This window comes from Mesorhizobium sp. M8A.F.Ca.ET.161.01.1.1 (genome assembly GCF_004792105.1).
Taxonomy (GTDB): Bacteria; Pseudomonadota; Alphaproteobacteria; order Rhizobiales; family Rhizobiaceae; genus Mesorhizobium.
Map to the genome: position 1 here is coordinate 1 of NZ_SRTD01000517.1, position 279 is coordinate 279.

Here is a 279-nt window from a genome sequence, read left to right on the forward strand (position 1 = left end):
CGCGCAGGGTGCCGGTCCACGGCATGTGCACCCGGTGGTAGTCGCGCGGGGACAGGTACCCGGTGGAGTACAGGCCATCGTTGTAAGGCTTGGCAGCCTCGCCGCTGCCCAGCAGTTCGGCGGCAGTAAACGACTGGCCCTTGGCCTGGAAGATGCGGCCGGCCTCGATCCTGCCGAGCTGGCTGATCCTGCCGTCGGCCGGCATCACCAGGCTGCGCGGATCGGCGTCGGCCACGCGGGCGCCCGGCTTCAACGCGCGGGTGAAGAACTGGTTGAAGG

The 279-nt window shown here is 69.5% G+C and carries 1 protein-coding gene; it reads right to left on the reverse strand.

Going from position 1 to position 279, the window contains the following annotated elements; translation table 11 throughout:
• On the reverse strand, positions 1-279 hold a 279-nt coding region (locus tag EN804_RS36820; protein WP_189602254.1), incomplete at both ends, for a phosphatidylserine decarboxylase.